At 35.9% G+C, this 12,235-nt stretch carries 8 protein-coding genes; all 8 read right to left on the reverse strand.

Annotation, left to right across the window (positions count from 1 at the left end; all coding sequences use genetic code 11):
- Positions 1–48: 48 nt before the first annotated feature.
- A complete protein-coding gene (locus H2O64_RS05630) occupies positions 49–1,680 on the reverse strand; it encodes a helix-turn-helix domain-containing protein (protein ID WP_187561194.1) in 1,632 nt (543 codons plus the stop codon).
- Between the two features lie 152 nt (positions 1,681–1,832).
- Entirely contained in the window at positions 1,833–4,187 is a 2,355-nt protein-coding gene (gene pbpC, locus H2O64_RS05635; protein WP_187561195.1) for a penicillin-binding protein 1C, read from the reverse strand.
- A 49-nt stretch (positions 4,188–4,236) separates the two neighbouring features.
- Positions 4,237–4,554: an antibiotic biosynthesis monooxygenase family protein gene (locus H2O64_RS05640; RefSeq protein WP_187561196.1), complete on the reverse strand. Its 318-nt coding sequence runs from the start codon at positions 4,552–4,554 to the stop codon at positions 4,237–4,239.
- Positions 4,555–4,560: 6 nt separating this feature from the next.
- Positions 4,561–10,101, reverse strand: coding sequence for an alpha-2-macroglobulin family protein (locus tag H2O64_RS05645; RefSeq protein ID WP_449550434.1), 5,541 nt, complete (start codon positions 10,099–10,101; stop codon positions 4,561–4,563).
- A 108-nt stretch (positions 10,102–10,209) separates the two neighbouring features.
- On the reverse strand, positions 10,210–11,268 hold the full coding sequence (locus H2O64_RS05650; RefSeq protein ID WP_187561198.1) for an isoaspartyl peptidase/L-asparaginase family protein: 1,059 nt from the start codon (positions 11,266–11,268) through the stop codon (positions 10,210–10,212).
- A 144-nt stretch (positions 11,269–11,412) separates the two neighbouring features.
- The gene (locus H2O64_RS05655; protein ID WP_187561199.1) at positions 11,413–11,679 is read right to left on the reverse strand and encodes a hypothetical protein; all 267 of its coding nucleotides are present in this window, start codon (positions 11,677–11,679) and stop codon (positions 11,413–11,415) included.
- Between the two features lie 74 nt (positions 11,680–11,753).
- On the reverse strand, positions 11,754–11,966 hold the full coding sequence (locus H2O64_RS05660; RefSeq protein ID WP_187561200.1) for a hypothetical protein: 213 nt from the start codon (positions 11,964–11,966) through the stop codon (positions 11,754–11,756).
- 20 nt (positions 11,967–11,986) lie between these two features.
- Positions 11,987–12,220, reverse strand: coding sequence for a hypothetical protein (locus H2O64_RS05665; RefSeq protein WP_187561201.1), 234 nt, complete (start codon positions 12,218–12,220; stop codon positions 11,987–11,989).
- Between the last annotated feature and the right edge of the window lie 15 nt (positions 12,221–12,235).

Consider the following 12,235-nt stretch of genomic DNA (forward strand, 5'->3'; position numbering starts at 1 on the left):
CAAAGATTATATTTTTTTGATAGAAAGAAACGATGTAGTGGAGACAATTTATGAATTATCACGCCTGTTTTTATCCTTTAATTGCAATTCTTTGATATACGAAGTTGGGTCCATTCCTGTGGTGCTTTTAAATACTTTAGAGAAGGTTTCTCTTCGCTTGTATCCAAATTCATTGGCGATTGCTTTCATGGAATACAACCTTATTTTCTTGTCGTTTTTTAAGGTGACTAATGCGGTATCAATTCGCAAGTCATTCAAATAGGCAGTAAATGTTTTTCCTTTATATGTATTGATTACATGTGATAAATATGCTGTGTTTGTTTTTAACTTTTTAGCAGTATATGCTAGCGTACAATCTACATGTAAGAAAGATTGTTTGGCTTCAAATGTTGACAAATCTTTCAATATTTGCACAACACCTTCATCGTTAATCGCTAAATCTGTTTTATGTGTAATTGTTTTAGGCTTCTTCTTTTCAGTTTCAAGCTGTTGCATGCGAATTAAGAGTTCACTAAAACGTTTCTTGTTTTTGTTTTTATTTCTTCTGTAAAGAATCAAAAAGAAAATAGTAAAACCAACTAAAACACTCGAAATCACATATAAATAATTCACGGTCTTTTTTTGTTGCGTACTTTTCTCATTAACGGTTCGAAGTTCTTCTTTTAGCTGAGCAATATCATAATCTTTTATGGTATGATGGACAACTATATTTGAGCTATCTTTTTGCTGGTTAAACTCTTCGAAAAGTTCAAAATTGTGCGTGGCGCTTTTAGTATCTTTTTTTTGTAGATACATTTTTGCCAATTGATAATATACTTCTTCCAATTCTGGAAAAGAAAACGCTTCTATTTTTGCTAAATTCTTAATGTTCTCATATTGAAAAATAGCGGAGTCAACTAGTTTTAGTGCATTATAACTTTTAGCTTGATACAAATATGAAGTGACAAATTTTCTAGGTTGTTCCGTATTCTTAATTAGCGTATCTAAAGAAATTGCTAAATCAATACTTTGTTGATATTGCTGTTTTTGATACTTTATAATTACTCTGTTCAGCAATAAGTCGGTATGTAAATTGGCGTATGTTTCTGGAGAAGTTTTTAATAACCCTTTATTCGTATGGATTAAAGCAGCATCGGGTTGAAGAATTCTCAGATACGTATCAGCCAAACCAAGATGATTTGCAATTTCCAAACGATTGTATATAGGTGAATTTAATTTTTCTATCTCTGTTAGAGTGCCTTTAAAATCATAAATAGCGCCGGTATAATCTTCAATTTGTTTTTTAATTAAGGCAACATTGGTTGTCATTGCTAAAATATCTCTAGTGCTACCAATTTTTTGAGCAACGACTCTTCCTTTCAAATAAAAGTGTATAGACGAATCGTATTTGCCTTCCGCAAGAAATATATTTCCTTTTTGCACAAGATTTTGGAACAATAATTTATCATCATCATGCGATTTATTCGCTAAAGATTCTTCCGTAAATTGTAAAGCTGCTTTTGTATTGCCTAATTTTAAATAAATATATCCTTTGCGATACAACGCTTTTGCAATGCGTTGTTTGTCAGTTCCTTTTTGTGCAACCAAATACAAAGCGTCTACATATTTTTTGGCTTCTTTTGGCGTTTTGTAGGTAGCTAAATATCGTTTTTCTAACTCTTCAAATGACTTTGTTGTCAAAGAATCTGTTTGAGAAAACGCATAGTTTAGACTAAACAAAAGGAAGCATGCTATGAAAAAAAGCTGTTTCATACGTGATGAGGTTTTATATATTTAGGGGAAATGCTACTAAGTATGAAAAATACTAAATTCTGTGCCTAATAAGAAGAATATCACTCCTGAATTTCAATAGTTCTTCTGGCTTCGTTACCAAATTCATCCACAACGGTGATTTTGTGAATGCCAGTTGTTGGCTTCACTTCCATTTCGTGAATGGTTTGTGTAGTGCCTAAAAAAGTTTCATCTAAGTACCAAAATACTTTTGTTTCAGGAATGGAATGTGCCAAACGCAATATCAAACCGTTTTTATTTCCATCAAAATCTTTCGGAAGAAACACTTTTACAGCTTCTTCAGGATAAATAAAATCCATGCTTTTTTGCCCTTCTGCGGTACAATCTTTTCGAAAAGGTGGCAATGTTTTATACAACGGATTTTTGCCTTGATAATAATATTCCATCAATGGCGGCAACACAAACCAACTTTTGTGCGTCATTTCATTTAGTGGTTGACATGATGAATTTACTTGATAACGCTCCTCTTTATCAACATGAACCCAAATATGATATGGGCATGGTTTCGTTTTCAATCCGCTTCGTGGAATAAATTGCAGTTCGGATGTTTCACACAATTCGGAAGCTCTGTAACCACTTTTCAAACAGATGGAAACTTCTTCGAGTTCGTCATGTGGAACGTCAAACCAGTCACTTTTTGGCAACACTTCAAACACATCAAACAAAATTGGGGCAGCCGCAGAAGTTCCAATCAATCCTGGGCGACCTTCGCCATCAGCGTTTCCAACCCAAACACCAACTACATAATCTTTCGTTGTACCAATTGCCCACGCATCTCTAAATCCAAAACTGGTGCCTGTTTTCCAAGCGATTTGTTTGCTAGAATCGAAAAATTCCCAGTTTTCTTCGCCTTCGGGTCTGTTTACTTCTTTTAAAGATTCATACGTGAGATACATAGAACCTGCATCAAAAATGGTTTTTTCGGAAGTTAAGGTTCCAAAATCAACGCTTTCTTGCTTTATAAAAGAAGGTTCACAAAATTCATTGGTAAAGTATTGACCAGAGTTTTCACCAAAATGATTCAAGGTAGACGAAAAAGCTGTGTAGGTTTTACACAAATCCCATAAGTTACTTTCTGCGCCACCTAATATTAATGAAAGTCCATAATGATCGGCATTATACGATACATCTTTTAATTGTAATTCTTGAAGGTAATAGTGAAATTTATCTAAGCCAAATTGTTGCAACATACGCACTGCTGGAACATTTAACGATCGCGACAACGCACGTTTTGCAGTGACGGCGCCATCATACGAGTCCGTAAAATTTTTAGGATTGTACGTTCCAATTTTCGTCGGAACATCCACCACTAATGTATTTGGAAGCAAATCGCCTGCATCTAAGATTGCCGTATACAAAAACGGCTTCATAATACTTCCCGTACTTCTCGGTTTGTGAATGATATTGACATCTTTTTGATGTGCTTTGTCGGTTGGTGTATTTCCTATGTACGCCAATACTTTGCGAGTTTTTACATCCAAAACCAATACCGCAGCATTGTAAATTTGATTCTGTTTTAATTCTTTATAATGTTTGGCTACAATAGCGTTTACTTCTTGTTGCACGTACGATTCTACGGAAGTTTGCACACGTTTTCCTTTGTGCGTTTCCACAACTTTATTCAGCAAATGTTTTGCTGTTTGTGGCAATGCGTATGGTTTTTGTGGAAGCGGCTCTGTAATTGCCAATTCGTAGGTAAGCTTGTCAATAATTTCCTGTTCGTGTAGTTTTTTGAGTAATCGATCGCGTTTTACTTTTAGTCGTGCTTGATTCTTTCCGGGAAAGATCAGACTTGGTGCGTTTGGCAGTACCGCTAACGTAGCATTTTCTGCCCAAGAGAGTTCTTGTGGTCTTCGTCCAAAATAACGCCAAGAAGCAGCGTCTAATCCAACGACATTTCCACCGAAAGGTGCGTGCGAAGCATATAAAGCTAAAATATCTGCTTTGGAAAGTCGAAACTCTAATCGTGTTGCAAGAATGAGTTCTTTGAATTTTTCAATATACGTACGTCGCTGTCCTTTTCGAGACATCCGAATGACTTGTTGTGTGAGTGTACTTCCGCCACGTTTTACTTCGCCTGATTCTATATTTTCCCAGAATGCTTTCGCGATGGAAATCGGATTAAATCCAGGATGATTATAAAAGTATTCATCTTCAAACTGTACAATACAAATCTTGAATTTCTCGGGAACGGAATCGAGTTTTGGAAATCGCCATTGTCCGTCATCGGCAATTTTCGCGCCAAGCAAAATACCCTCACGACTTTCAATTACCGTAGAAGTTGGTGTATTGAAAAGTGTTTTTGGCAAACAGAAATAGTATGTAATCAATAGGATGCCAAAGATTACAGTTTTTATTTTATTGTTTTTTATTTTTTTGACGATGTATTTGAGCAAAGTATTGTGTTTAATAATTTTCTAGAAAGCTTTTTCTTTTTGCAAAGAATTAAGAACGCTCATTAAAACTATATTCACGTTCTACTTTACAGATTTTTACATTGTAATAAGCATACCAATCTTTGATTCCTTTTTGCTGTGCAATCAAATGATCGGTATGTTGTTTCCAGTGTTTAATGGCTTCTAAACTTTCCCAATAACTCACCGTAATTCCAACAGCATTTCGCGCGCTATCAATACTGATAAATCCAGCTTGGTTTTTAGCTAAGTCTTCCATTTGTTTTGCCATTTCCGCATAGCCTTCTATGTTTTCTGTTTGAATAGAGGTAAAGATGACGGCGTAATACGGTGTAAATTCTGTGTTCATAGTTAACTATTTCACTACTTCAATCCATTGTCCTTTGGTGCGTACAAAATAATCATTATCATACATAGCTTCCGCTTGAATGCCGGGTAAATAATACCTTCCTAAGTACGAAGCATTGAGCAATACATTGAATGTTTTCGATTTTCCACGTGGCAAATCAAAATAGAAATTTACACGATCATCTCTAATATCTGTATGTCTCGCTACGCTTGATGGTGTATTTCCATATTCGGTAAAACGTGTGTTGACAATTTCCCAACCAGAAGGGAAAATTTCTGTAAGCGCAACATCGCCTAAAAATGCAGAATCGTCATTAGAAACCGTCACAGTTGCCATAAAATCGGTTCCTTGTGTCAATTTGGAAACATCAATTTTACTACCAGATTTGTCTTTATATGTTATGCGAATCGCTAAGTTTCGTTTCTCGGCTAATTCTTCACCCAAAGGTAATTTTCCAGTATTCAATACACGCACAAACAATACATTGTCTTCTTTGTTTTCAACCAATAATGCATTTGCTCCTTTTATAATAGTTAAGTCGCGTTGCGCAATTGCTTTCGATGTTTCAATATTTTGTTGATTTTTCCCGTTCACCGAGAATTGCATCTTGATATTTTTACCGCCATTTTGTGTGACCATTTTACCCATTGCCAACAAACTATACGCGGTTGTTTGTGTACTCATCCAACGGTTTGATGACAATTCTTTCGCAATCGTTTTTGCTAAGTCAACGACTTTTTTATCTTTTAAAATTACCATCGTTTCCATTGCCATTGCACGGTTTCTATCAACCGAGCCATACGTATAATCATAGCGTGCTTTGGATGGTCTGAAATCTATATTTGCAGATTGTGCAATTTGTTCGGCTGCTTTTTTTTGAGAAGCCAATGCGTACGCAGCTGCCAATCGCCATTTTGCATCGTTTGATAATTTATTCGATTCGCGCAGTCGGTTCATCGAAGCTAAATCTGGATGACCTGCCAAGGCTAAGGTATACAAACGATATGCTTGTGTTAAATCAGAATTGTAATAGCTGTCATTTTTATAACGCCAGTTACGTGCTGCATTTTTCTGAAATTTAATCCATTGACTCATAAAAGTTAATGGTAATGTATAGCCTTTCTTTTCGGCTTCAATCATAAAATGTCCAGCATAACTGGTTCCCCATTCATTGGTCGTACTTTCCCCAATCCAATAGCTTAAACCACCATTTGGACGTTGAAAATGTGCCAAACGCTTGATTCCTTTTTCAATATTCGCTTCTATTTGCTGCTTCTTTCCAGCCGTTAGATCAAAAATATCGTTTAGATATAATTGAGGAAATACACTCGACGTTGTTTGTTCAATACAACCGTGTGGATAGCGAATTAAATATTCCATACGCGCTGTGAAATCCATTGGAGGCAATGTAGAAAACTCTACCGTGGCAGCATTTGTTCCTGCCACACCAAAGGTATCAAAATTAAGCGTTTGAGACGTTTTTCCATCTAAGGTAAGTTCGTGAATTTTCTTCGTGATCGGATTTGGGTTTTCTACATCGATTTCTATTTTGTAGGATGCTTTTTCGCCGTTTCCTGTTGCTACAACTTCTATGGTTTGAATGCCTTTTACTTCGCTTACATCTAAGTCAAAGAACACCATTTTTTCATCTGGTTTGTCAAACTTAAGCGATTGTTTCGCGCTTCCAATGACTGAAATCCCATTTTGTAATTTAAGTTCCAACGATACATTTTTTACTTTGTTTTCCATCGCAAAAACGGTCACAGGAAGTGTTACTTTTTCTCCTGGACTCAACTTTCGTGGTGCGGTTGCCAACACCATTAATGGTTTTTTCACTTGCGAAGATTGTTCCGCATTTCCGTATGCTTCTGTATTTGAATTCCCTGCCACAACCATCGTACGAACTGCGCCGATATAGTTTGGCATTAAAATTTTGTGTGATTTTGTTTCTCCAGCTTTTAGCTGAAAAGGACCTAAATATTCAACTACAGGTTTAAAACGATTTGCTTTTTTGTTTTTAGCACCAGTTCCACCATCGCCACCACCAACTGCAAATACCTGATCGATGTTTCCGCTAAACGCACCAATAATATCATCGTAAATGTCCCAAGTTCGAACACCAAGTGCTTGTCGTTGATAAAAAATATCCCAAGGATTTGGTGTTTTAAATCGCGTTAAATCTAACAAACCTTCATCTACAACTGCAATGGTATAGGTCATTGCTTTTTTGTTTTCTTCGCTTACTTTTACCGTGAACGATTGTTCTGGCCGTAAGGTTTCTGGCACTGAGATTTTAGGTTTTAAAATCGTTACAGGATTTTCTACCAAGATAGGAATGACTCCGTATAAACGAATTGGTAAATCATTGGAAACATTGTTGTGTTTTTGAACCAACGAGATGTTTATAAATACATTTGGCGCCATTTCTGACGTAATTGGAATCGTAGTTGTCGTTTGCTCATTTGTGGTAATAACCCATTTTGTGCTGAGTACTTCCGTACCATTTTCTACACTGACCAATGCGCGTCCGCCTTTTCCAGAAGGAAAGGTTATTGTCGCTTTTTCACCAACATTGTATTTTTCTTTATCCGCAGCAAAAATCAACATTTTAGCCGCTTCTGAGTTTCCATCATTGCTTCTTCGCCACCAATTTTTGTAGAAATACGCGGTTCTTCCTGTTGCATGACCACTTTTTGCATCGTACACACGAATTAGATAACGTCCGCGTTCTTCATCAGGAATGTTGAGGTTAAAACTTCCTTTTCCGTTCGCGTCGGTATTTATTTTAAAGGTTTTATAGTGTTTATGATAGTCACTTCCCGAATAGGAAGAAAGATCTTCATACGACGAACTCCACCACCAACGCCAATTAATTTCATAGATCTTTACTTCGAGTCCGTTGCGCTTGATCGGGTTTCCTTTATCATCAACCGTAACAATTTCAAATTTCTGATCTTCATCTGTATAGAATGAACCGTATTGTTTTGGTTCGGGTGATTTTAATCCAACAAAAGAAGTATACGGTGCAAAGTTTTTAGAGAACGCATCAATAGAGAAATCGCCACCATTTTCAAATACACGTGTTAGGAAAGAAGCGCGCAACATGCCTGGCGCTTTTTTGTCTACGTTTATTTTTTTAGAGATTTCTGCCAAACCGTTTTCATCCAAACTTCCATTGAACATGATAAATTCTTCCGCATTAAAATTTCGTGTTGGATCGTTGAATTCATAGTTTGGAAATTTCTTGAAAGAGGCTTTTGTGTTTGTCAGTTTTACACTGATTTCTGCTTTTAAGTTTTTTGCGGGTGCGCCATGCAACCAAGCTGCTTTTAGTGTTCCTTCAATCGGTCTGGAATTGGCTAAGATTTCATCATCAAAGTCAATATTAATTTTTAATCGATTTGGTTTTACCGTTTCTACTTTGAGCGTTTTAGAGAAGTTCACACCACCAACATTTACATTGGCTTCCCAGTTTCCTGTTGGAGCTTCAGCGTCCGTTGAAACCGTAAATTTGTAGAAATTATCAACACCTTGTGTTCGGATATTTTTGTAGACTAATTTTCCACGCGCATCCGTAACTTCCATTTTTACAGGATGATTTTTTGGAAGCGGATTTCCTTTGTCATTTAACACAAACGCTAAGTGTAAACTGTCGCCAGGTCGCCAAACGCCGCGTTCGCCATAAATATATCCATTAATTCCTTTGTTGATTTCTTTTCCAGAAACATCAAATTTACTCATGGATAATGAGCTTCCGTCGTTGAGTTTTACGTACGTCATGTGTTCTCCTTTGGACACCATGGCGAAGTATGCGTTTTTGTCTGCATCAATTGTGGTGAATCCATCCGAGTCTGTTTGTTTTGAAACTATTTCTTGTTGTTGGTAATTGTACAAAGTTACTTTTGCACTGCCAATAGGACTTGTAGATATAATATTGCTTACCGCGAAATAATACGATTTGTTTTCGCCTCTTTTTACAATCACACCTAAGTCCGAAGATAGAATGTTTGCGGTTAAAAATCGATCTTGTAGGTAATAGGAATCTGTGCACGGATTTTCACGATCGTTCCAATCGTAGCGATAGTTTCGGAAGCTATACATACGATTGTCCCAGTATTCTTCTTCATTTTCTTCTTCGTCTTCTCGATTTTGGTAATAATCGCCACGTCCACTACTTGCTTCTTCTGTTGTAGTGGTAACTGCATCACAAGTATATAAAGCATAGTCTTTTTTAAAGCCAATTTCTATTTGATAAATAGCGCCAGGCTCTGCTTTGAATAGTGTTGATAAATCAATTCCGTAGGTTTTCCATTGTCCATCATTTTCGTTTTCATTTTTGATCAGATTGATGGTTTTTTTGGCAATTCGTCTTCCAACGCTACGAATACTATATCGATCGATTTCGCTAAGGTTGTTTTCTTGTAAAAATTGAAGCACATTGTTTTGATATATTTTGACAATTCGCACATCAACCGATTTCAAGTTCATGGCTTGAAAGTTATAGGTTAGGTTTTTAGAGTTTGGCAAAATAACACCTTTGCTCACTGCACGAAGTTGTGGTTTTTGTTGTTCAAACGAAATACGTTGTGTGTAATTTTTTTTGAGTTTGAAGCCTTCTTTGTTTTTGATTCCAGTGAAAACTTCGAGTGCAGCTGTGCCTGTCATTCTGTTTTCTGGATATATATTTAGAATGTTCCCGTCAACGGCATACGTAATGTTTCGTTGATTTTGCAACGTCACTAATCCTTCAAAGTTTTGATTTTTGAATAGTGGATCAGAGAAATTAATGCTTATTTTTTGTTCTGGACTTTGCGAGATGTTTACATCAATGATAGAGAAATTGTTTTGCCCAGAAATGGTGTATACTTTTGAACCTTTAGTATCTGCGCCAATTGGTTTCCCTGTCCAAGAAATTTTTATTTCCGAATCGTCTTCAGGTCTGTTGATGCTATCTATGGTGAATTCGTAGGTTGTACTAATAAGCGCATCAGAATTCCATTTTATCGCTAATTCTTTGCCGTTTTGTGTTGCTTTTAGCAATCCTTGAAGCTTCTCGTTTGGAATGACATCTGCGGAACGCAACACACCATTTAGGTATTGCCATTCTTTGGAATAGGATTGTAAATCGTTGGTGATGATGGTGAAGTTTGGCGCAACCGTTTTAAATGCAAATGTGTATTTTTGGAATTTATCAGGAACATTTTCATAAATCTTAGTTAAGTCGAGAGTTATCGAGTATTCTGTATCTGGTTTTAACGCTGTATCTGGTTCAAACCGTAAGGTTTTATTACTTTGAACAAATAGTTTTCCGTTGACTTTCGGACTTATTTTTAAGAGTTTTGTTGGCACTTCTTCATTGTCTGCCCAATCAGGCACTTCTTTTTGAAGCCCAATAATGATTGGTTCATTTACAGAAACAGTTCCTGCAGTTGTTTGATAGATATAATCTTTGAATTCAAATATATTATCCGTTTCTGGATTTTCCGTTTTACAAGAAAAGAATCCAACAAAAACTAAAAGAAGGATGAAAATAGTAGTGTTGCGCATGATGATTTTTTTTGTAAAATAAACAGACTTTTTCATAAAGATAGTGTTAATTTAGTATTCGTTATGATGTATTTAGAATTCGTACTATATCTTCAGTTTTCCGTTTTTTTATTCTTTGTAAATTCCAACGGTAATCGTTCCTTTTTCATCAACCATTGCTCTGTACATTCCAGCCGTATTAAATTCGGCAACTAAGTTTCCTTTTGCATCAATGGCAATAATTCCGCCATCGCCGCCCATATTTTTTAGTTTGTTTTGAACCACTTCTTTGGCAGCTTCTTGCAACGATATTTTTTTGTATTCCATGAGTGCTGAAATATCATACGCCACATTTGCTCTGATGAAGTATTCGCCATGTCCAGTCCCAGAAACAGCACAGGTTTTGTTGTTTGCGTATGTTCCTGCGCCTATAAGTGGAGAATCGCCAATACGATTCCATCTTTTGTTGGTCATTCCACCTGTGGAAGTTCCAGCGGCTAGGTTTCCATTTTTGTCTAACGCAACACAACCCACAGTTCCAAATTTGTAATCTTTGATAAAAGGATCCACAAAAGCAGCTTTGTCATCATGATCTAGTTGTACTTTTTCTTTGTCTTTTATTCTTTGTAGTGATTGAAATCTTTTTTCTGTATAAAAATAGCTTGGATCTACAACTTCGAGTCCTTGCGAAGCAGCAAATTCTTCTGCGCCCTCTCTAGCTAATAGTACATGATCTGAATTTTCCATGACTTTTCGCGCAGCAGAAATTGGATGTTTTAAGTTTGTTACACCAGCAACTGCACCAGCATTTAATGTTTTTCCTTCCATGATAGAAGCATCCAATTCATTTTTTCCATTATTCGCAAATACAGCGCCTTTTCCAGCATTGAATAACGGTGAGTTTTCTAATATGTGAATTGTTTGTTCTACTGCATCTAAACTTGTACCGCCATTTTGTAGAATATCATAGCCTTTTTTAGCAGCTTTTTCTAGAGTTTCTTTGTATTGTGCTTCTAATTCAGGAGTTAAATTCTTTTTCAAAATAGTTCCTGCACCACCGTGAATGACCAATCCGAAACTATTTTTAGGAGTTTCATCAATTTTAGGGGTTTCTTTTTGAGGAGTAGTGTCTGTGCAACTATTTAATATAAAAGCAAGTAGAATTAAAACTAAAGCTGATTTTTTCATTGGGATAAGATTGATTAGAGGCTTAAAATTACATAATTTCAAATGGAAAAACAGTTGTTTATCAGATAATTATTTAAAAAAGAATTCACAAAAAAACTCCAAAAGAATACACTTTTGGAGCTTTTATGTTGATTGTATCCTAAATTAACAACCTGTAATTCCTGGATCGGTAATGAATGAATTACATAAACAGATGGTGTTTGCTGATGGACATTCTGCTGTTTCTGGCGGACAGTTTGCTGTGTTGCAACCATTACTTCCTGGTGGACAGGTATTGGTTGGACAATCCATTGTTTCAATAGAATCGCATGGATTTGATCTTCCACCTCCGTAAATGGTATTCATTTGATTAAATGAAGCAATTTTAGATTTTTGGATACGTAATTTTTGATATAAATTTTTCTTTTTCATAGCTTTTAGTATTTATTTTAAAAGTTAAAACGCTCCCACTTTTAAAGAGAGCGTTTTGATGATATTACAATTCATTAAGCAGGCGTACAAGTTAAATCCCAGGTAGGTTGACATTCACAAGCGGTGTATAATTCACTGTACCAAGTACATTGATAGATATCCCACGTAAATTGACACTGTTTAATATTTATTGTTAATTGAATTGGCACTGGGCCTGATGTTCCGCCATTTAATTTTGAAACAGACGCCTTTTTGAGTGATAATGATTTTAATTTCTTTTTTTTCATGGTTCTAATTTTTAAAAAGTTTATGCTTCACAAGGTATATCAATGGATTGCTGACATCTGAAATCCCAAGAAGGAGGACATTCACAAGCTGTCAGTAATTCACTATACCAAGTACATTGACGGATATCCCGCGTCTGTATGCACTCTAGTAGATTTCTTGTTAATTGAATTGGTGTTGGTACATTACTACCACCATTGAGTTTTGAAACAGATGCTTTTTTTAGCGATAATGTTTTTAAATTCTTTTTTTTCATGATTTTAAGTTTTTA

The sequence above is a fragment of the Kordia aestuariivivens genome (genome assembly GCF_014397005.1).
GTDB lineage: Bacteria > Bacteroidota > Bacteroidia > Flavobacteriales > Flavobacteriaceae > Kordia > Kordia aestuariivivens.

Coding starts and splice junctions, on each gene's coding strand:
- H2O64_RS05640 (WP_187561196.1), bottom strand. CDS start 4,554: ATGAACACAGAATTTACACCGTATTACGCCGTCATCTTTACCTCTATT.
- H2O64_RS05655 (WP_187561199.1), bottom strand. CDS start 11,679: ATGAAAAAGAAAAATTTATATCAAAAATTACGTATCCAAAAATCTAAA.
- H2O64_RS05665 (WP_187561201.1), bottom strand. CDS start 12,220: ATGAAAAAAAAGAATTTAAAAACATTATCGCTAAAAAAAGCATCTGTT.
- H2O64_RS05650 (WP_187561198.1), bottom strand. CDS start 11,268: ATGAAAAAATCAGCTTTAGTTTTAATTCTACTTGCTTTTATATTAAAT.
- H2O64_RS05645 (WP_449550434.1), bottom strand. CDS start 10,101: ATGCGCAACACTACTATTTTCATCCTTCTTTTAGTTTTTGTTGGATTC.
- H2O64_RS05660 (WP_187561200.1), bottom strand. CDS start 11,966: ATGAAAAAAAAGAAATTAAAATCATTATCACTCAAAAAGGCGTCTGTT.